Raw genomic sequence first — 17,649 nt, 5'->3', positions numbered from 1 at the left:
GAACCCGATGCCCAAGCTGGTGGACCACGAGGAGCGACGGGCCCACATCATCGACGCCCTGCTCCGCTCGGCGGCGGCCAGCGGCCTGCACTCCGTCACGATGCGCTCGGTCGCGGCCGAGGCGGGGGTGTCGGTACGGCTGGTCCAGTACTACTTCGACACCAAGGAACAGCTGCTCCTCGCCGCCATGACCCGCCTCACCACCCGGATGGGCGAACGCATCCAACGCCGCCTCCGGACCACGGGCACCTCGACCGCCCCGCGCGACATCATCGAGGCGGTCCTGCTGGAAGCCGTCCCCACCGACGAGGAGAGCCGGGCCTTCCACCTCATCCACACCGAGTACGCGGTGCTGTCGGTCACCGACCCCGCCCTCGCCGGACCGGCGTTCCTGGCCGCCCCCAACGAGATGGAGGCCTTCCTCGCCGCCCAGCTCACCGCCGCCGGCGCCACCGACTCCCCCCACCAGGAGGCCGTCGTCCTGATGGCCGTCTCGGCCGGCCTCGGACTCAGCGTCCTACTCGGCCAGCGCACACCGGAGGACGCCGTCGCCGTCCTCCACCACCACCTCGGCCGGATCCTCCCCGCCCGGTGACGCACCGCCCCCCTAGGATGATCATCCGAACGAGGGAGAACAGTGGACCACCGAGCACCGGTACCGCCCCGAAGGCTCGGGCCGCACCCGCTGACCGACGACGGCATCGCGGCCCTGCTGGCCCGCTACGAGTTCCACGACGCCGGCCTCCGCCGGGTGGTCGTCGACCAGGAGTTCGGCCGGAAACCGCGCAGACCGGCCGTCCGGCTGGTGATCGACGCCCGGCTCTCGGGCGAGGACGAACACTGGGAACCCGTCTGCCTGGACCTGGCCGACGTCACGCAGTACCGGATCGACGAGATCGGGGGATCCCCCGCCGGGATCCTCTTCGACCCCCCGCAGTTCACCCGCTTCGACGGGCTGCTCCAGGTCGACCTGTGCGCCGAACGCTTCGGCACACTGCGGCCCGGCAGCAGGCAGGAGGTCTTCGAGGGCTCCGACCTGGTCTTCGAGGCGACCGGTGGCACCTGGAGCGTCCTGGAACCGTGGCGCGCCTGACCCGCCCGTCCGCACGCGCGACTTCACCCACAGCAGAGCGCCACACCCTTCCGTCGGCGCCCCGGATCCCTAGGCTGAAGGGGTGAGCACTCAAGCGCCGAACGAAGCCCGCGTCATCCCCCTGCGCCCGCACGCCGCGCCGCCCGGCCCCGGCCGGTCGGGCCACACCCCGCCGGCCCCCGCGCCGAGGGAGCCGCTCTGGCGCGACCTCGTCGGCGACGCCCTGCGCCGCGAACGGCTCGCCCAGGAACGCACGTTGAAGGATGTCGCGGAGACTGCCCGGATCTCGATGCCGTACCTGTCGGAGCTGGAACGGGGACGCAAGGAGGCCTCCTCCGAGGTGCTCGCGGCCGCCGCCAAGGCCCTCGGGCTCGGCCTCGGCGACCTGCTCTCGCTCGCCCAGGAGGAACTGGTCCGGCACAGCCTCACCCGGACGGCCCAGGGCCGGACGCCGTCCCCCTCGTCGGCGCGCTCCAACGGCCTCTGCCTCGCCGCCTGACCGGAACCGCCTGACGCGGAGCCCGTCCGGGCGGGCGGACCGGTGCACCCCCGTGGCACCGGCCCGCCCGCTCGGTCAGCCGAACGCCACCCGCCGGTTCAACACCTCGTCCGCCAGCCCGTAGGCGACGGCCTCCTCGGCGGTCAACACCTTCTCCCGGTCCATGTCCGCGCGCAGCGTCGCCGCATCGTGCCCGGTGTGCCGGGACAGCACCTCCTCCACCTGCGAGCGGACCCGCACCATCTCCTTCGCCGCGAGGCTCAGGTCGGAGACCGTGCCCTGCCGCCCACCACTGGCCGGCTGCCCGAGCAGCACCCGCGCGTGCCGCAGCACGAACCGCCGCCCCGGGTCCCCGCCCGCCAGCAGCACCGCCGCCGTGGACGCCGCCTGGCCGACGCAGAAGGTGGAGACCGGCGCCTGCACGAAGGACATCGTGTCGTAGATCGCCATCAGCGAAGTGAACGATCCACCCGGCGAGTTGAGGTAGATCGAGATCTCCCGCTCCGGGCTCTCCGACTCCAGGTGCAGCAGCTGCGCGATGACCACGTTGGCCACCCCGTCGTCGATCTCGGTGCCGAGGAAGATGATCCGCTCGTTCAGCAGCCGGCTGAACACGTCGTACGTCCGCTCGCCCTTGGCGGTTCGCTCGATGACGTACGGAACCGTGTAGGACCCCATGTCAGAGCCCCATCCGTCGACGCGACGAGGCCGGACGGATGTCGGCCACCGACTCCACCACCCGGTCCACGATCCCGTACTCCACGGCCTGCTCCGCCGTGAACCAGCGGTCCCGGTCGCCGTCCCGGCGGATCACTTCCTCGCTCTGGCCGGTGTGCTCGGCGGTGATGCGCTCGATGGCCCGCTTGGTGTGCTCCAGGTTCTCCGCCTGGATCTCGATGTCCGCGGTGGTACCGCCGATGCCCGCCGAGGGCTGGTGCATCATGATCCGCGCATTCGGCAGCGCGAAGCGCTTCCCGCGCGCGCCGACGGTGAGCAGGAACTGCCCCATGCTGGCCGCGAACCCCATCGCCAGCGTCGACACGTCGTTCGGGATCAGCCGCATGGTGTCGTACACGGCCAGCCCCGCCGAGACCGACCCACCGGGGCTGTTGACGTACAGGCTGATGTCAGTGTGCGGGTCCTCCGCAGAGAGCAGCAGCAGTTGGGCGCACACCCGGTTCGCCGACACGTCGTCGACCTGCGTGCCGAGCAGCACGATCCGCTGCGCGAGCAGTTGGGCAGCCAACTGGTCGTCGAACGGGCCGGGCTGCGTGCCGCCCTGCTCCGCACGGGGCTGGGGTGGGGTGAGTGGAGTCATCTGCTCCTCCTTGTCGAGCCGTTGACTCCACTCTCACCCCTGCAAGACCCCCCGATGCCGTTCCTCTGCCCCCCGCAGATTCGCCGGGGGCAGATCAGTCGGCCAGGTGGTCGAACTCCCCCGCCTTGACGCCGCGCAGGAACGCCCGGAGCTTGTCGGGAGAGGTCGTGACGATGACGCCCGGGTCGTCGCTCTCGCGGATCTTGACGCTGCCTGCGCCCATCGCGAGATACAAGCAGTTGGCCGACTCGGAACTATGGCTGGACTTCTGCCAGTTGAGAGCTGACATGACTCCAGGTGCCCCTTTCCACGCAGACAAACCCGCCTGCCCGAAGGAGCGGGCGGGAGACCGTAGCGGCAGCACTCCAAGCAGGTCACATGGCGAAGTGATCGAACTCCCCCGCTTTGACCCCGCGCAGGAAGGCGCCGAGCCTGTCGGACGCGCTCGTGATGATGGTGTCAGGGTCATCACTCTCGCGAATCCTGATACTCCCGTCGGGGGCGCTGGCGAGGTAGACGCAGTTGATCGACTCGGAACTGTAGCTGGACTTCTGCCAATTGATAGCTGACACGGCACTTCCTCTCCGGGTGAGTCGACCGAGAAGGTCACGTGGTCAGATGGTCGAACTCTCCGGCCTTGACACCGCGTATCAGAGCGCGAAACGTGGCAGGCGTGGTCGTGATGACACGATCCGGATCGTCGCTCTCGCGGATCCTGACGGCGCAGTCAGCGACAGCTGAGACGTAGACGCAGTTGGCGGCATCGCCACTGAACGAGGACTTCTGCCAGTTGTGTACGGCCATGCTCGGTCCCGTCTCAGATGCTCTGGGCAATGCGGCGCACAAGGTCTCGGGATGCGCCTGTCGGGAGCGCACCAGTCTCCAGCCGCTCCATGACAGCCCGATACTTGATCAGCTGAGGCTCGGTGTCAATGAACTCCGATCGATCGCCATCGACCTGGACACTGTCCAATCGTGCAACCTCGGCAGTGAAGTAGACAATCCCTGCACCGGAGCTGGGATAGCTACCGGTGCCGAACGGGATCACCCTCAGGTCGATATGAGGCTGCTCGCTCATGGCCAGGAGGTGTTCGAGCTGATCACGAGCAACGTCCGCCCCTCCGAAGCCCACTCGCAGAGCGGCTTCATGCACAACCGCCGACAGCGGGACCGGAATTTCGCCGTAGAGCACTGCCTGCCGCTTGATCCGGTGGGACACGAGATGCTCCACTTCCGGCGGCGAAAGGGGCGGGACGACATCGCGGAAGAGCGCGCGAGCATGTTCCGGCGTCTGCAGCAGTCCAGGAATGTGGATCGCGGAAGCGATGCGCATCGATCGCGCATGATGTTCGAGTTCGGCCAGGTCGAGCGCTCCGGCCGGGAGGATCTCGCGGTACTCCTCCCACCAGCCCCGCGTACGACCGCCGGTCATCCGGGTCAGTGCCTCGATCAGGGCGTCATCCGCGCAGCCGTAGAGGCGCGCCAGCGATCGAACCCGGTCTGCGCTGACCGGATATCCGCCGGATTCGATGTTGCTGATCCGGGACTGCTGGGTGCCGTGCAACTCACCGGCCCGTGTGACCGACAGGCCCGCCTGCTCGCGCAGCCGGCGCAGTTCCGCGCCGAGTCGTCGCTGCCGGATGCTCGGCGGAATCTTGCTGGGTGGCATCCGCCACTCCCTTTCCCTGCTCGCCCTTCACTCCTTGGAGTGGTAGTGCCATGAATTCTCCAAGAGTGGTGGACTACATACTACCCACTAGCTACTTTTGATCCTGCGTCAGGTCCGCTCCACCGTCTCCCATCGAGCCGTTGGGGTATCCAACTCCCGTTCACGTAGGAGACTTCCATGACCGCTGCGCCCTCGCCAAACCCCCAGACGCCCTTCGACCAGGAGCTGTACGCTCTCGTGCTCGACACCGCCCCCCGCCTGTTCGCCGTCGTCCAGGTGTGCGACGAGGGCCAGTTGGACGCCGACGGGTGGGTGGTGGCCTGGGGGCTCGCCGACCACGACGGCGCGACGCACGTGATCAGCCTCGACGGCCGGGCCCGCCTGACCCTCGCCTCCCCCGACCGGGCGCTGCGCCACTACCGCGACCGGCCGGGGATCACCACCCGCCTGGTCTGGCTCACCCAGCCGGCCGCCGCCTGACCTTCCACCCCGCCCGCGCAGGAAGTCGGCCCCGCCGACTTCCTACACCGCCACGAACCGCCGGTTGCCGTCCGCCGCAAGAATCCTGCCGAAGCGCATGCCGGGGAAGTGCGCGGCCACCAGCACGTCCTCCGTATCCGCCGCCTCGTCCGCAATGCGGTTGCGCACGGCGGAGGCCGCGACCGGGTCGATGTCCCAAATGACCTGCCAGTCCCGCTCGCTGAACTGGACCACCGAGTGCGCGACATCCCCCAGCAACAGTGCACGCCGCCCGCCGGAGGAGACCACGTACACCGTCGTCCCCGGGGTGTGCCCGGGCAGGTGGAGCGCATCGACTCCCGGGGCGAGCGTGAAGTCCCGTCCGAACAGCTCCAGTTGCCCCCCGATCGGAGTGAGCTTCTCCACCGCCGCAGGCTGGGCGCCCTCGCCCGTCACGAAGTGCTCCCAATCAGCACGGTGCGCCCGGTACGTGGCGCGCGGAAAGACCGGCCGCCCGTCGACGGCGGCCCAGCCGACGTGGTCGAAGTGCAGGTGGGTGAAGACCACATCGGTCACGTCCCCCGGGCCCACCCCGTGCGCCGCCAGCGAGTCGAGCAGCTGCCCACCCCGGTACCTGCCGTCGTCGAACGGGCCGACCCCGGCGTCGACCAGAACCGTCCGCTCCCCGCTGCGCACCAGGAAGCCCCCGAGCGGCAGCCCGAGGCTGCCGTCGGCCTCCCGGTGGTGCTCGTGGCAGGCCCACGGGTCGGCCACCCCGGGGCGGGTGAGGATCTCGGCGGCGGTTTCCGTCCCCATCCCGTCCGCGATCGCCAGGATCTCGATGTCGCCGATCCTCATGTGCACCCTTCCGCAGTCTCCAGCAGGTCATCAGCTGCAACCAGCCACCACGGCAAGGGATTCCCGTACACGAAGGGGCCCGCGGCACGGCGGGCCCCTTCGGCGGGGGGACTACCGGCGCCCGGCGCCGGCCCGCTCCCGGGCGTCGGTGTCCTCGCCCTGGTCGTCGCCGTCGCCCCAGCCGTCGCTGCGGTCGCGGTACAGCGTGAAGCGGTCGAACAGCACCGGCGTCGGCAGCGGGTTGGCCGCCGTGGCCGGCACCGAGTGGTAGTAGGAGACCGTGATGGTGGTCCGGCCTCCCGGCACCGAACCCGGGTCGACGTCGAACACCGCGACGCCGTACGGGTACTTGGTGTCGGGGTCGGTGACGGCCGACCAGGTGGCCTTCTCCTTGGCGTCCGGGTCGGCCTTGAAGGTGAGCCGCTGGGTGCGGACGGTGGCCTCGCGGACGCCGTCGCCGTCGGCCGGCAGGTAGACGTCGTCGTGCCCGGCGGTGCCGCCGCCGCCCAGGATCAGGTGGACGGTGCCCTCGGAGGTGTCGATCCGCCGCAGGTCGTCGTCGACGGCCGCCGGGGTGAGCAGTCCGCCCGGCTCAGTGCCGCGCACCGGGTGGGTGCGCTCGTAGTCGTGGTCGTGTCCGGCCAGTACGAGGTCGACGGAGTAGCGGTCGAGCAGCGGCAGCAGGTGCTCCCGGATGCCCATGTCGCCGCCGTGGCTGGAGGCGGAGGAGGACATCGCGAACTGGTGCAGGTTGACCACGATCCAGTCGACCGCGTCGCCGCCCCGGGCCCGCTTCAGCACCCGTTCCAGCCAGCGCAGTTGGGCGCCCTCGCTGTAGCCGCTGATGTAGATGGACTGACCGGTGGCCGGGTCGATGCTGGCGTCGTCCTCGACGGCGATCTCGTTGCCGTCCAGGCTGACGAACAGCACCGAGCCGATCTGGAAGCTGTACCAGTTGCCGCAGTGGTCGCGGGTGCCGTTGTCGGGCAGCTCGAAGCGGGTCAGGTAGGAGGCGTACCCGAGGTCGCCGCCGCCGGCCTCGACCTCGTGGTTCCCGGGGGCGGGCATCCAGGGGCGGTTGGCGGCGGACCGGCCCATGTTGTTCATGAACGCGTTCCAGGCCTGCGGCTGGAGCTGCTCGTTGTTGTTGGCGTAGGCGAGGTCGCCGTTGAGCAGGTGGAACAGCGGGTTGAACTGCTCGACCTGACGGACGGCCGCGGCGCCGTGGATGGACGACTTCTTGAACACGTTGTCGCCGGTGCCGAGGTCGCCGAAGCTGGTGAAGCGGAAGGCGGCCCGGCCGCGCGCAGGTGCGGTGCGGAAGGTGCCGCGGACCGGCTGGGCGCCGTCGTGCAGCACCTCGTAGACGTAGGTGGTGTCGGGGCGCAGCCCGTCCAGGCGGGCGTGGTGGGTGAAGGTCTCGACCTTGTTGAGCCCGTCGACGTAGCTGCGGCTGAGGGCGTCGACGGTGCGGCCCGCACCGCCGCGCGGGGTGCCGATCCGCACCCGGGGACGGCGCACGGTGGCGGCCGTCGCCCAGGAGACGGTCATCTCGCGGGAGGGCTCGTTGCCCCACTGGAGGTGGATCTGCTCCGGTCCGGGGGTGCCGGCCACGGCCGGCTGGGTCCACAGCAGGGTGGACGCGGGCAGCGCGGCGAGCGCGCCGACCGCCGTACCCGTCCGTAGGACCGTTCTGCGGGAGTACCGCGAGGGATTGACCGCCATTGCCGCCTCCTGAGCTCCGAGAAACGCCCAGGAGGTTCCCAGTTCGACGGTACGTCCACACCACGGGTCACCGTGCCGACGGCGAACGGGAGTTGAACGCTGGCCCCCGGTCGGCCGGGTCGACCCGCCGACGGCGGCCCGGTGGCCGCCCGGTGGCCGCCCCGTCCGGCGCGGGCGCGGAGGGGTGCGGCCGGATGGCCGCGGGCCACCGGGGTGGTCCGGGACGGCCGGGCGGGTGACCTTTCGGACGTGTCGGCGGCCGCCCGCCCCGTCCAGCGTGCGTCGGTTGGAACGCGCCGCCTCCGGACGGCGCACGCCCTGTCCCCGGACCTGAGAGCCGCCGATGCCTTCCACCGCCCGTCTCCGTCGCCTCGTCCCCACCGCGCTCTGCGCCCTCGCCGTGGCCGTCGCCGCACCCGCGGCCCACGCCGCACCCCCGGGCGGCAGCAGCGGCACCGACCCCGGCGGGAGGACGGACGGCGGCAGGTACGACTGGGAGCGCGTGGCGGACTGCGAGAGCAGCGGCAACTGGCACGTCAACAGCGGCAACGGCTACTTCGGCGGCCTCCAGTTCGACCAGCCCACCTGGCGGGAGAACGGCGGCCTCGCCTACGCCCCGCGCGCCGACCTCGCCAGCCGCGAGGAGCAGATGGCGGTCGCCCAGCACCTGGCCGGCCACCGCGGCCTCGCCCCCTGGCCGGTCTGCGGCTCCCGCGCCGTCGGCGGCGGCCGCCACCACGACGCCGGCCGGGACCAGAACCGGAACCAGAACCGGGACCGGGACCAAGACCAGGACCGGGACGAGGAGGCCACCCGCGACCACGACCGCGACGCCGTCCTGCCGCCGCCCGCCCCCGGCGCCGCCGAGGACGGCCGGTGGACCGTCCGCGAGGACGACACCCTGGACCAGCTCGCCGCCGACCTGCACGTCCCCGGCGGCTGGCCGGCGCTGTACGAGCTCAACCGCGGCGCCGTCGGCGAGGACCCGGACCTGATCCAGCCCGGCCTGGTGCTGCGCCTGCCGTCCTGACGCCGGCGGGAACGGCGACGGCCCGCCCGGTCCTGGTGGACCGGGCGGGCCGTCGGCGTACGGCGGGGGTGCGGATCAGCCCACGTGGACGCGCGGACGCTTGCTGCGGTCCGGCTCCGCCTCGCGCAGCACCTCACGGGTGACCGGCGCGACCTCGCCCTGACCGAACAGGAAGAACCGCAGGAACTGGGCGAACGGGCTGCCCTCGGTCCACTCGAAGTACAGGTGCGGCCGCTGCCCGGTGCGGTCCCGGACGGTGAGCGCCAGCGCGGCGATCGCGTTCGGGATGCTGGAGCTCTCCAGGGTCAGCACCCGGTACCGGCCGTGCAGCACCTCGCCGCGGACGGTCAGCTCGGACTCGAAGTCCGACGCGTCCCGGACGGTCACCTCGACGAAGACCAGGTCGTCCTCGCCCGGGATGTCGTTGTCGGCGCGGATCTGCCGGATCTTGTCGCGGTACTCGGCGACGTCCCGGTTGGTCGGCTCGTTGGCGATCAGGCGCAGCGGGCGGTGGGCGTAGTCCCGGATGAACCGCTCGGCGGTCTCGTCCAGCGTGACGTCGGTGACGCGCAGCTCGAAGGCGCGCTTGAGCCGGGAGAGCAGCGAGACCAGGATGATGCCGGCGATGAAGCAGGCACCGATCTTGACGCCGTCCGGGCGCTCCACGGTGTTCACGACGGTGGTGTACAGGAACACCGCCGCGATGGCGCCGAAGGCGATGGTCCAGCCGCGCTGGCGCTTCTTGTAGGCGGCGATGGTGACGGCGATGGCCGCCGAACTGATCAGCACCAGCACGCCGGTGGCGTAGGCGCCGCCCTGGGCGTCGACGTTGGCGTCGAACAGCCAGGTGATCAGGAAGCCGACGACGGTCAGCACGATCACCATCGGGCGCACGGCGCGGGCCCAGTGCGGGGCCATGCCGTAGCGCGGCAGGTAGCGGGGCAGCAGGTTGAGCATGCCCGCCATGGCGGAGGCGCCGGCGAACCACAGGATGGCGATGGTCGACAGGTCGTAGACGCTGCCGAAGGTGCCGCCCAGGTACTCGTGCGCGAGGAAGGCGAGGGCGCGGCCGTTGGCCTGGCCGCCGCTCTCGAACTCCTTGGCCGGGATGAGCAGGGTGCAGATGAAGCTGGTGGCGATCAGGAAGGTGCTCATGATCACGGCGGCGGTGGTGAGCAGCTTGCGGGTGCCGCGGATCCGGCCGGTCGGGTTCGCCTCGGTGTCACCGGCCTCGCCCTTGATGTGCGGCATCACGGCGACGCCGGTCTCGAAGCCGGACATGCCGAGCGCGAGCTTCGGGAAGACGACCAGCGCGACGCCGATCATCACGAAGATGTTGCCGTGCTGGACGGTCAACGCGTTGGACCAGTCGGTGACCACGTGCGGCGCCTGGACGATCTTCCAGATGCCGACCACGACGACGACCACGTTGAGCGCCAGGTAGACCCCGACCAGCCCGACGGCCAGGCCGATGGCCTCGCTGAAGCCCTTGAGGAAGACCGCGCCGAGCAGGGCGACCAGGATCAGCGTGATCACCATCTGCTTGCCGCCGAGGGCGCTGTTCAGATGCGGGTTCTCGACCAGGTGCGCGCTGGCGTCGGCGGCCGAGAGGGTGATCGTGATGATGAAGTCCGTCGCCGCGAAGCCGAGCAGGGCGAGGACGAACAGCTTGCCCTTCCAGAACGACAGCAGCCGCTCCAGCATCGCGATCGAGCCCTCACCGCGCGGGCTCTCCTGGGCGACCCGCCGGTAGACCGGCAGCGCGCCGAACAGGGTGACCAGCACCAGCACGATCGTGGCGATCGGCGAGAGCAGGCCGGCCGCGAGGGCGGCGATGCCCGGCTGGTAGCCGAGCGTCGAGAAGTAGTCCAGACCGGTCAGGCACATCACGCGCCACCACGGCTGGCCCGTGTGCGCAGCGTGATCGGTAGCGGCGGCGGAGTCCCCCGGCTCCGTGCCGTCCTGCTGGGCCTTCGCTGCGGCGTCCCTGGCGGCCTTGTCCGGGGACATGTCCTCCAGGAGCCAGCTGCGGAGCCGTATTCGCGCCGACGACGGGTCCTCCGTCGTCGTCTCCGTCGAACCCGACGAAACCACCTTGCACCTCTTGTTCAAGACCCCGTAAAGCGCCGTCGGGCGACGGCAGTGCGTCAGGCTATGCGACCGGCGTTAAGGAGACGTCATCGGCCCGCGTTAAGAAAACGTCATGGCTGCACGGGTCGGGGCAGGTGGCACCGCGCGGCGGGCCGGGTGCCGGGGCGGGGAGGACCTCCCGCGCCCCGGCGTCTCACGGGGTGGACGGTACGGCGGACCGCGGCACGGTCCCGGGACGTTCGCGGAGCGGTCCGGGACCGTCGCGGAGCGGTCCGGGACCGTCGCGGAGCGGTCCGCGGAGGGGTCCGGGGTTACGCGCGGTAACCGAGCACGGTCATCATCCCGGTCTCCGCGTGGTACACGTTGTGGCAGTGCACCATCCACAGCCCCGGGTTGTCCGCGTCGAAGTCGACCGCCAGCGTGGTGCCCGGCAGCACGATCGCGGTGTCCTTGCGCGGGCCGTCCGCGCCCAGCGCGAAACTGTGTCCGTGCAGGTGGACGGGGTGCCACATGGCGGTGCTGTTGCGGAACTCCAGCCGCACCCGCTCGCCCGCCGCCACCGGGTAGCGCTGCGCGGGGTCGTACGCGCGGCCGTTGAACGCCCAGTCGGCCTTCGCCATCCCGCCGGTGAGCTCCAGCAGCACCGTCCGGTCGGGCGACTTGGCGGGCAGTCGGACGCTCGGGTCGGCCTTCAACTGCGCGGCGGTCAGCAGCCGGCCGTCCAGCTCGGCCGGACGCGCCGAGGCGTCCGGCGCCGCGCCGCCGCCGGTGCGCAGCACGGCCAACGCGGTGGCGTTCTTGCCCTCGGCCAGCGCGGTCAGCGGGAAGACGCCGTCCTGGGCGGTGACCAGCACGTCGTAGCGCTCGCCCATGCCGAGCAACAGCGCCTGGGTGGTGGCCTGTTCGACCGGGAAGCCGTCGGTGTGGGTGACGGTCAGCTGGTGGCCGCCGAGCGCGACCCGGTAGGCGGTGTCGCCGCCCGCGTTGATCAGCCGGATCCGGATCCGGTCGCCGGGCTTGGCGGTGAAGGTCTCCGGGGCGCTCGCCAACCGGCCGTTGACCAGGTGGAACGGGTAGGCGACGTCGCCCGCGTCGCCGCCGAGCAGCGGGCTCGCGGCGCCCATCAGCATCCGGGAGGGACCCGCGGCCGGGGTGGACGCGCCGCCGCCCATGTCCATGCCGGACATGTCGTGCGACGAGTGGTCCATCCCGCCCATGCCCCCGGCGAGTTCGGCGAGGACGGCGTCCGGGGTGCTGCCGTCGATCCCGTCCACCCAGTCGTCCAGGACGACGACCCACTCCTTGTCGTAGCGCAGCGGCTCCTTCGGGTCCTCGACGATCAGCGGCGCGTACAGGCCGCGGTCCTGCTGCACGCCGGAGTGCGGGTGGAACCAGTAGGTGCCCGGGTGGGAGAGCGCGAAGCGGTAGTCGAAGGAGCCGCCCGCCCGGACCGGCTCCTGGGTCACGCCCGGCACGCCGTCCATGTCGTTGCGCAGCGCGAGGCCGTGCCAGTGCAGCGAGGTGGGCTGCGGCAGGTGGTTGGCGAGGGTGAGGGCGAGGGTGTCGCCGACGGTCGCGCGCACCTCCTGGCCGGGCAGGCGGTCGCCGTAGGCCCAGCTGCGGACGGTGCGTCCGCCCAGGTCGAGGGTGGTCTCGGTGGCGGTGAGCGCGACCTTGCGCTCGGGCCCGGGCCGGCGCCGGGCCTCGGCGGCGGCGACCTCGGGGCCGTTCGGGGCGACGAACCCGGCGGGAGCGGTCGTGCCGCCGGCGGCCGGGGAGGCCGGGGAGTGGCCCATGGCCGCGTGGTCCATCCCCTTCATCGGGTCGGATCCGGCGGAGCAGGCGGTGAGCAGACCGGTCCCGGCGGCGGCGAGCGCGGCGCCGAGGACGGTACGACGGGTGGGTGTGCGCATGACGGAGTGCACCTCATACAGGGGTGGTGTGGACGTACAGGACGGCGCGTCAGCCGTTCCGCGCGCGGGCGCGAAGGCGCACGAGCGGGCAGGGAACGGCGAGCGCGCGCCTACTGACGCAGCACCGACAGTCTGCTGAGGAGGATCCGCCCACCCCCGGGCGGCGGCAGCGCCCGCACCGCCCGCAGCAGCCGGGCCCGCACCCCGGCGGCCGCGTCGCCGCTGCGGCGCAGCAGCGGCCCGACGACCAGGAGCAGCAGGGTCCAGCCGGCCAGCACGGCGAGACAGACCGCCATCGGGTCCATCCCGCCCCCGGCGGCGGGGTCGGCCGTCACGGCGGCGTCCGTCATGGCGGCGTCCGTCATGGGGGCGTCCGTCACGGCGGCGTCCGTCACGGGGGCGTCCGTCACGGCGGCGTCCGTCACGGGGGCGTCCGCCGCAGGCACGGCGGCGTGGTGCTCCGGCAGCTGCTGCGCCGCCGTCATCCGGGCCCCGTGCCCGGGTCGGTCGCCGTGCCCACCGGTCCCGCCGTGGGAGCCGCTCGGGTGGCCGAGGGTGTGCATCGTCACCACGCCGAGCAGCAGCGCGGCGAGCAGCAGCAGCCGCAGCACCCCGGGCCGCGAGAGGGACGACGGGAGGGACGACGGGGAGCCGTCCGGCCGCTGCCGCACCATCTGCCCGCCTTCCGTCCCACCCGAGGATCCACTTACCCCGGCAGGGTATCCCGAGGCCCGAGCGGACACCGCACCGGGCCGCCGACCGAGGCGGCTACGCGCGCCGCACGGCGGCCGCCAGGTGGGCCCGGAACCACCTGTGCGCCGGATCGACCGAGTTGCGCGGGTGCCAGGCCATCCCCAGCTCCAGCGCCGGGAGTTCGAGCGGGATCGGGAAGGCCCGCAGGCCCAGTGCCGCGAAGGTCTCCGGCAGCCAGTCCGCCGCCCCGAGCGTCACCAGGTCACTGTCCCGGGCCAGCAGCATCGCGGTGGTGTGGCCGGGCACCACCACCGCGACCCGACGGGTGAGCCCGCGCTCGGCCAGCGCGGCGTCGATCGGCCCGAGCCGCTTGCCGCGCCGGGAGACGCCGATGTGGTCGGCGGCGGCGAACCGCCGGGCGGTGATCCGCCCCTCGAACAGCGGGTGGCCGACCCGCGCCACACCCACCACCGGCGCCGTGACCAGCGGCCGACTGCGGATCTCCGGGTCCAGGTGGCCGAGCACGCCCACCTCGACGTCCACCTGCCCCTGCCGCAGCCCCGGTCCGCCCTCCAGCGCCTCCGGCAGGAACACCACGTCCACCCCGGGCGCCTCGGCGCGGATCCGCCCGATCAGCGGGCCGGCCACCCGGACCAGCACCGCGTCGGTGGTCTGCACGGTGAAGGTCCGTTCCAGGCGCGCCGGGTCGAAGCCCGCCCCGGGGCGCAGCACGTTCTCCGCGCTCCGCAGCAACTCGGCCACCTCCTCCCGGAGTTCGAGCGCCCGCGGGGTCGGCACCAGCCCCTGCCCGGCCCGCACCAGCAGCGGGTCGCCGACCGTGCGGCGCAGCCGGGCCAGCATCCGGCTCACCGCGGCCGGCGAGCTGCCGAGCCGATCGGCGGCCCGGGTCACACTGCTCTCCTGCAGCAGAGCATCCAGGGCCCGTAGCAGATTGAGGTCCATTCATGGCTCCTGAACTGCAGTTTTGTGCTTTAGATCAACTCTTCCGTGCCGATCCTTGCATGGTTCGGACGCGCGCTCGGGCCGACAGTGGAAGCGTCCAGTCAGAACCGTCCAGTCAGAACCGTCCGATCAGAACCGTCCGGTCAGACCCCTCCGCACTCCGGGAGTCCCGATGTCCAACGACCTCCGCGCCCACCTCTCCGGCGACGTGCTCGCCGTCGTCAGCCAGAGCGGCCCGACCGTCTGCTTCTTCGACGCCGCCACCGATGCCCTGCTCGACACCGTCCAAGTCGCGGCCGAGCCGCACGAGTTGCTCTTCGACCCGGCCCGGCGGCTGCTCTGGTGCACCTCCGCGTACCGGTCCGGCTACTACAACGCGCACCAGGGCCACAACACCAAGGTGACCGTCATCGACGCCGACACCCGTCGGATCGTCGAGGAGATCGACCTCGCCCCCGAGCACGGCCCGCACGGCCTGGCCCTGGACCCGGCCCGCGGCCGGCTCTACGTCAGCGTCGAGGCCTCGGCCAACCGCCCCGGCGGGGTGGTGGTCGTCGACACCGCGACCCGCCGCCCGCTCGGCCGGATCGACACCGACGCCCCGGGCCCGCACTGGTTCGCGATCTCCCCGGACGGGCGCACCGGCTACGCCACCAACAAGGAGGCGCCGTTCGTCTCCGTGGTGGACCTCGACCGCGGCGTGCTGACCGGCAAGATCGAGGTCCCCGGCAGCGAGGGCCTCGCCGTCTCCGCCGACGGCGCCCGGGTGTACGTCGCCGGGCCGTACCTCGGCTTCGCCGCGGAGCCCGGCGCCGACCCCGGCATCCGGGTGATCGACACCGCCACGGCCACCGTGCTCGACGTCCTGCCCACCGGCTCGGCCGTCCTCCCGGTCCACCTCACCAGCAGCGGCCGCCTGCTGGCCGGCGAGGTCCGGATCTCCCCCGACGCCGACTCCCCGCTCGGCCGCCAGGCCCCCGGCCGGCTCACCGTGTTCTCCGCCGCCACCCACCGGCCGCTCGGCTCGATCGAGGTCGGCCGGTTCCCGCTGACCATCACCTCCTCCCCCGACGGCCGGTTCGGCTACGTCTCCTCGATCGTCTCCTCCACCGTCGACGTCGTCGACCTCCACACCCTGACCCCGGTCAGCCGGCTCACCGTCCCCAAGTCCGCCGAACCCGGCGCCCACGGCCTCGCGTACCTCCCCCGCCCGGCCTGACGACACCCCGACTCCGGGCGCGCCCGCGCCCGCGCCCGCGCCCGGAGTCTTGCCCTCTGCACACGCCGGACGCATCCTGGGGCACACCCGTCGGCCAGGGGGCAGGAGATGAGACGCGGTTCCGGTGTGCTCGGCCCGACGGCCGCGCTGATCACGTTGCTCACCATGCTCACTGCGTGCGAGCCGTACCCCGACCCGTTCCCGACCCGCCACCCGGTCCTCCTGCCCGAACCCGCCCCGCCGTCCGCCCGGTGGATCGTGGACCTCGTCGCCACCCTCAACCTGCCCCCCGGATGCCCGAAGCCGACCCTGCCGACCCTGACGGTCCTCGACACCGACGGGGAGTCCCGGGCCGTGGCCTTCTGGCCGGTGGACAACCTCGACATCTGCTACGCCGTGATCAACGACGCGGGCCGGTCCCCCACCACGATCTGGCTCGACGCCGTCACGGACCTCTTCTCCCGCACCCCCATGCCGACCGACACCACCGCGGGCCTGGACTCCTACGCCTTCACCGCCTACCCCGGCCAGGTCGACGACATCACGGTCTCCGGCGACCCCGACGCCCTGGTCGGCCCGGTCCGGCACCGCACCCTCGACCTCGGCGCCGGCCAACTGGCCACCTTCGCCGCGTACCACTACCGCATCCCGCCGACCGGCCGGCCACTCTCCTTCTCCCTCTGCACCCCCGACGGCACCTGCCGCGACGCCCACTGACCGCCCGACCGCGGTGATCCTCGGCACCTCCCCGGAACCGACCCTGAACATCACCCCCTAAGGGGCGTGGACACGCTGGCCGGAGGGCACAGCACGGTCGTAGAAGCCCGTCGAACATGAGAAGGTACGCCCCATGAAGCCCATCAACTTCGTACTCAATGTCATCTGGCTGCTCTTCTGCGGCATTTGGATGGCCATCGGGTACGCGATCGCCGGAATCATCTGCTGCGTGCTGATCGTGACGATCCCGTTCGGCATCGCCTCGTTCCGGATCGCCGGGTTCATACTGTGGCCGTTCGGGCGGACCACCGTCGAGCGTCGGGACGCCGGGGCGGCGTCCTGCGTCGGGAACGTGATCTGGCTGATCTTCGCCGGCTGGTGGCTGGCGATCGCGCACCTGGTCACCAGCATCCCGCTGTTCCTGTCGATCATCGGGATCCCCTTCGGCTGGGCCAACCTCAAGATGATCCCGATCTCGCTGATGCCGCTGGGCCGCGAGATCGTCTCGACGGACGAGGCCTGGGGCGCCCGGTACTGAGACGCGCCGGTCGGGGGGCTCAGCGGCTCAGGCGGGCTTCCAGGTCGCGCAGGTCCTTGACGAGGGAGGCGCGGACCTGGCGGGCCATCAGCGGGGCGACGAACCGGAGGTAGGAGGTGGAGCCGCCGCGGACCCGGATCCGGGCGAAGGTGCCGGACTGGGTGGGCTCGAAGGTGTAGGTCACGTGCATCGGCATCGGGCCGGCGACCGAGACCATGTCGAGCATCCGCGGCGGGTCGTAGCCGGCCACCCGGAGCACGTAGTCCATCCGCTTGCCGAGGAAGTGGGCGGTCCGGGTGACCTCGGCGCCGGGGCCGAAGCCGCCGCCGTCGGCCTCCCGGGTGAGGGCGGCGCGGCGGATGCCCTGGGTCCACTCGGGGTCGTGGCGCCAGTCCATGGCGTAGCCGGCCACGGTTTCCGGCGGGAGGGGGATCAGGCGTTCCACGGTGACGTCGAGGGGCATGGTCCCACTCTCCCGCCGGACGGCGGGATCCGCTTTCCCGGACGGCTAAGCGGCGCAGTAGTAGTCCAGCTCCTGGATATCCGACTTCAGCTTGTTCGTGCCGGAGCCGTTGTAGGGGTGGGAGTCGACGAAGCTCTGGGCGTCGGCGCGGACGCCCTGCCAGTCGCTGTGGCTGCTCGGGGCGCCCGCGTTGGCGAGGTCGGCGCGGGTCTCCTGGACCGCCTGGTTGCAGGTGCCGGCCCGCTGGACGGGACCGGGGTGGGTGGGGCCCGCGAGGGCGGGGGTGGCCGGGGAGGCGAGGGCCAGGGCGGCCACCAGGGCGAGCACGGCGTCCGCGAGGTGGGTGCGGACCGGGGTGGGTGTCGTCATGCCGGGACTGTGCGCACACCGACGGTGCGGCA

At 72.0% G+C, this 17,649-nt stretch carries 22 protein-coding genes; 8 read left to right on the top strand and 14 right to left on the bottom strand.

Features of this window, described 5'->3' with window-relative positions; translation table 11 throughout:
* Nucleotides 1-7 precede the first annotated feature (7 nt).
* The 3 genes from ACIP4P_RS25420 (at nt 8) to ACIP4P_RS25410 (ending at nt 1,592) form a co-directional block, all read left to right on the top strand.
* The gene (locus tag ACIP4P_RS25420; protein WP_400922054.1) at nt 8-595 is read left to right on the top strand and encodes a TetR/AcrR family transcriptional regulator; all 588 of its coding nucleotides are present in this window, start codon (nt 8-10) and stop codon (nt 593-595) included.
* A gap of 42 nt (nt 596-637) precedes the next feature.
* Nucleotides 638-1,093: a hypothetical protein gene (locus tag ACIP4P_RS25415; RefSeq protein WP_400922052.1), complete on the top strand. Its 456-nt coding sequence runs from the start codon at nt 638-640 to the stop codon at nt 1,091-1,093.
* Nucleotides 1,094-1,175: 82 nt separating this feature from the next.
* Complete coding sequence (locus ACIP4P_RS25410) at nt 1,176-1,592, top strand: helix-turn-helix domain-containing protein (RefSeq protein WP_400922050.1); 417 nt, start codon at nt 1,176-1,178, stop codon at nt 1,590-1,592.
* Nucleotides 1,593-1,667: 75 nt separating this feature from the next.
* Here the strand turns inward: ACIP4P_RS25410 and ACIP4P_RS25405 are convergent, their stop codons facing one another.
* From ACIP4P_RS25405 to ACIP4P_RS25380, 6 genes are all read right to left on the bottom strand, one after another.
* Nucleotides 1,668-2,270, bottom strand: coding sequence for a ClpP family protease (locus tag ACIP4P_RS25405; RefSeq protein ID WP_400922049.1), 603 nt, complete (start codon nt 2,268-2,270; stop codon nt 1,668-1,670).
* A gap of 1 nt (nt 2,271) precedes the next feature.
* Nucleotides 2,272-2,910, bottom strand: coding sequence for a ClpP family protease (locus ACIP4P_RS25400; protein ID WP_400922047.1), 639 nt, complete (start codon nt 2,908-2,910; stop codon nt 2,272-2,274).
* Nucleotides 2,911-3,004: 94 nt separating this feature from the next.
* Nucleotides 3,005-3,199, bottom strand: a complete 195-nt coding sequence (locus ACIP4P_RS25395; protein ID WP_400922045.1) for a DUF397 domain-containing protein — start codon at nt 3,197-3,199, stop codon at nt 3,005-3,007.
* Nucleotides 3,200-3,284: 85 nt separating this feature from the next.
* Entirely contained in the window at nt 3,285-3,482 is a 198-nt protein-coding gene (locus ACIP4P_RS25390; protein WP_400922042.1) for a DUF397 domain-containing protein, read from the bottom strand.
* 34 nt (nt 3,483-3,516) lie between these two features.
* Nucleotides 3,517-3,714 carry a DUF397 domain-containing protein gene (locus ACIP4P_RS25385; RefSeq protein ID WP_400922040.1) on the bottom strand — a complete coding sequence of 66 codons (198 nt, stop codon included), beginning with the start codon at nt 3,712-3,714 and terminating at the stop codon, nt 3,517-3,519.
* A gap of 13 nt (nt 3,715-3,727) precedes the next feature.
* On the bottom strand, nt 3,728-4,579 hold the full coding sequence (locus ACIP4P_RS25380) for a helix-turn-helix domain-containing protein (RefSeq protein WP_400922038.1): 852 nt from the start codon (nt 4,577-4,579) through the stop codon (nt 3,728-3,730).
* 177 nt (nt 4,580-4,756) lie between these two features.
* Here ACIP4P_RS25380 and ACIP4P_RS25375 point away from each other — a divergent pair, with 177 nt between their 5' ends.
* Nucleotides 4,757-5,059 carry a hypothetical protein gene (locus tag ACIP4P_RS25375; protein WP_400922036.1) on the top strand — a complete coding sequence of 101 codons (303 nt, stop codon included), beginning with the start codon at nt 4,757-4,759 and terminating at the stop codon, nt 5,057-5,059.
* A gap of 42 nt (nt 5,060-5,101) precedes the next feature.
* Here the strand turns inward: ACIP4P_RS25375 and ACIP4P_RS25370 are convergent, their stop codons facing one another.
* Together ACIP4P_RS25370 and ACIP4P_RS25365 are read right to left on the bottom strand one after the other, a co-directional pair.
* Nucleotides 5,102-5,896, bottom strand: a complete 795-nt coding sequence (locus ACIP4P_RS25370; protein ID WP_400922320.1) for an MBL fold metallo-hydrolase — start codon at nt 5,894-5,896, stop codon at nt 5,102-5,104.
* Between the two features lie 111 nt (nt 5,897-6,007).
* Entirely contained in the window at nt 6,008-7,621 is a 1,614-nt protein-coding gene (locus ACIP4P_RS25365; RefSeq protein WP_400922034.1) for a purple acid phosphatase family protein, read from the bottom strand.
* Nucleotides 7,622-7,964: 343 nt separating this feature from the next.
* Between ACIP4P_RS25365 and ACIP4P_RS25360 the strand changes: the two genes are divergently transcribed.
* On the top strand, nt 7,965-8,651 hold the full coding sequence (locus ACIP4P_RS25360) for a transglycosylase family protein (protein WP_400922032.1): 687 nt from the start codon (nt 7,965-7,967) through the stop codon (nt 8,649-8,651).
* Between the two features lie 75 nt (nt 8,652-8,726).
* Here the strand turns inward: ACIP4P_RS25360 and ACIP4P_RS25355 are convergent, their stop codons facing one another.
* The 4 genes from ACIP4P_RS25355 to ACIP4P_RS25340 all read right to left on the bottom strand — a co-directional run bounded on the left by ACIP4P_RS25355 (nt 8,727) and on the right by ACIP4P_RS25340 (nt 14,311).
* The gene (locus tag ACIP4P_RS25355; protein ID WP_400922030.1) at nt 8,727-10,661 is read right to left on the bottom strand and encodes an amino acid transporter; all 1,935 of its coding nucleotides are present in this window, start codon (nt 10,659-10,661) and stop codon (nt 8,727-8,729) included.
* A gap of 392 nt (nt 10,662-11,053) precedes the next feature.
* On the bottom strand, nt 11,054-12,655 hold the full coding sequence (locus tag ACIP4P_RS25350; protein WP_400922028.1) for a multicopper oxidase family protein: 1,602 nt from the start codon (nt 12,653-12,655) through the stop codon (nt 11,054-11,056).
* Nucleotides 12,656-12,765: 110 nt separating this feature from the next.
* Entirely contained in the window at nt 12,766-13,329 is a 564-nt protein-coding gene (locus tag ACIP4P_RS25345; RefSeq protein WP_400922027.1) for a hypothetical protein, read from the bottom strand.
* Between the two features lie 94 nt (nt 13,330-13,423).
* A complete protein-coding gene (locus tag ACIP4P_RS25340; protein ID WP_400922025.1) occupies nt 13,424-14,311 on the bottom strand; it encodes a LysR family transcriptional regulator in 888 nt (295 codons plus the stop codon).
* 172 nt (nt 14,312-14,483) lie between these two features.
* Here ACIP4P_RS25340 and ACIP4P_RS25335 point away from each other — a divergent pair, with 172 nt between their 5' ends.
* From ACIP4P_RS25335 to ACIP4P_RS25325, 3 genes are all read left to right on the top strand, one after another.
* The gene (locus ACIP4P_RS25335) at nt 14,484-15,530 is read left to right on the top strand and encodes a YncE family protein (RefSeq protein ID WP_400922023.1); all 1,047 of its coding nucleotides are present in this window, start codon (nt 14,484-14,486) and stop codon (nt 15,528-15,530) included.
* A 108-nt stretch (nt 15,531-15,638) separates the two neighbouring features.
* The gene (locus ACIP4P_RS25330) at nt 15,639-16,247 is read left to right on the top strand and encodes a hypothetical protein (RefSeq protein WP_400922021.1); all 609 of its coding nucleotides are present in this window, start codon (nt 15,639-15,641) and stop codon (nt 16,245-16,247) included.
* A gap of 133 nt (nt 16,248-16,380) precedes the next feature.
* Nucleotides 16,381-16,785: a YccF domain-containing protein gene (locus tag ACIP4P_RS25325; RefSeq protein ID WP_400922019.1), complete on the top strand. Its 405-nt coding sequence runs from the start codon at nt 16,381-16,383 to the stop codon at nt 16,783-16,785.
* 19 nt (nt 16,786-16,804) lie between these two features.
* Here ACIP4P_RS25325 and ACIP4P_RS25320 read toward each other — a convergent pair whose 3' ends face one another.
* The gene (locus ACIP4P_RS25320; RefSeq protein ID WP_400922017.1) at nt 16,805-17,248 is read right to left on the bottom strand and encodes an SRPBCC family protein; all 444 of its coding nucleotides are present in this window, start codon (nt 17,246-17,248) and stop codon (nt 16,805-16,807) included.
* Nucleotides 17,249-17,293: 45 nt separating this feature from the next.
* Complete coding sequence (locus ACIP4P_RS25315; protein ID WP_400922015.1) at nt 17,294-17,617, bottom strand: hypothetical protein; 324 nt, start codon at nt 17,615-17,617, stop codon at nt 17,294-17,296.
* Between the last annotated feature and the right edge of the window lie 32 nt (nt 17,618-17,649).

This window comes from Kitasatospora sp. NPDC089509, assembly GCF_044749365.1.
In the GTDB taxonomy this organism is placed as follows: Bacteria; Actinomycetota; Actinomycetes; order Streptomycetales; family Streptomycetaceae; genus Kitasatospora.
This window is presented reverse-complemented; position numbering and strand designations above follow the sequence as displayed.

Excerpts from the sequence above, each read along its gene's own strand:
- ACIP4P_RS25350 (WP_400922028.1), bottom strand. The coding sequence starts at position 12,655 with ATGCGCACACCCACCCGTCGTACCGTCCTCGGCGCCGCGCTCGCCGCC.
- ACIP4P_RS25345 (WP_400922027.1), bottom strand. The coding sequence starts at position 13,329 with ATGGTGCGGCAGCGGCCGGACGGCTCCCCGTCGTCCCTCCCGTCGTCC.
- ACIP4P_RS25375 (WP_400922036.1), top strand. The coding sequence starts at position 4,757 with ATGACCGCTGCGCCCTCGCCAAACCCCCAGACGCCCTTCGACCAGGAG.
- ACIP4P_RS25380 (WP_400922038.1), bottom strand. The coding sequence starts at position 4,579 with ATGCCACCCAGCAAGATTCCGCCGAGCATCCGGCAGCGACGACTCGGC.
- ACIP4P_RS25400 (WP_400922047.1), bottom strand. The coding sequence starts at position 2,910 with ATGACTCCACTCACCCCACCCCAGCCCCGTGCGGAGCAGGGCGGCACG.
- ACIP4P_RS25340 (WP_400922025.1), bottom strand. The coding sequence starts at position 14,311 with ATGGACCTCAATCTGCTACGGGCCCTGGATGCTCTGCTGCAGGAGAGC.
- ACIP4P_RS25315 (WP_400922015.1), bottom strand. The coding sequence starts at position 17,617 with ATGACGACACCCACCCCGGTCCGCACCCACCTCGCGGACGCCGTGCTC.
- ACIP4P_RS25335 (WP_400922023.1), top strand. The coding sequence starts at position 14,484 with ATGTCCAACGACCTCCGCGCCCACCTCTCCGGCGACGTGCTCGCCGTC.
- ACIP4P_RS25395 (WP_400922045.1), bottom strand. The coding sequence starts at position 3,199 with ATGTCAGCTCTCAACTGGCAGAAGTCCAGCCATAGTTCCGAGTCGGCC.
- ACIP4P_RS25370 (WP_400922320.1), bottom strand. The coding sequence starts at position 5,896 with ATGAGGATCGGCGACATCGAGATCCTGGCGATCGCGGACGGGATGGGG.
- ACIP4P_RS25330 (WP_400922021.1), top strand. The coding sequence starts at position 15,639 with ATGAGACGCGGTTCCGGTGTGCTCGGCCCGACGGCCGCGCTGATCACG.
- ACIP4P_RS25365 (WP_400922034.1), bottom strand. The coding sequence starts at position 7,621 with ATGGCGGTCAATCCCTCGCGGTACTCCCGCAGAACGGTCCTACGGACG.
- ACIP4P_RS25385 (WP_400922040.1), bottom strand. The coding sequence starts at position 3,714 with ATGGCCGTACACAACTGGCAGAAGTCCTCGTTCAGTGGCGATGCCGCC.
- ACIP4P_RS25355 (WP_400922030.1), bottom strand. The coding sequence starts at position 10,661 with ATGTCCCCGGACAAGGCCGCCAGGGACGCCGCAGCGAAGGCCCAGCAG.
- ACIP4P_RS25325 (WP_400922019.1), top strand. The coding sequence starts at position 16,381 with ATGAAGCCCATCAACTTCGTACTCAATGTCATCTGGCTGCTCTTCTGC.
- ACIP4P_RS25360 (WP_400922032.1), top strand. The coding sequence starts at position 7,965 with ATGCCTTCCACCGCCCGTCTCCGTCGCCTCGTCCCCACCGCGCTCTGC.
- ACIP4P_RS25420 (WP_400922054.1), top strand. The coding sequence starts at position 8 with ATGCCCAAGCTGGTGGACCACGAGGAGCGACGGGCCCACATCATCGAC.
- ACIP4P_RS25320 (WP_400922017.1), bottom strand. The coding sequence starts at position 17,248 with ATGCCCCTCGACGTCACCGTGGAACGCCTGATCCCCCTCCCGCCGGAA.
- ACIP4P_RS25405 (WP_400922049.1), bottom strand. The coding sequence starts at position 2,270 with ATGGGGTCCTACACGGTTCCGTACGTCATCGAGCGAACCGCCAAGGGC.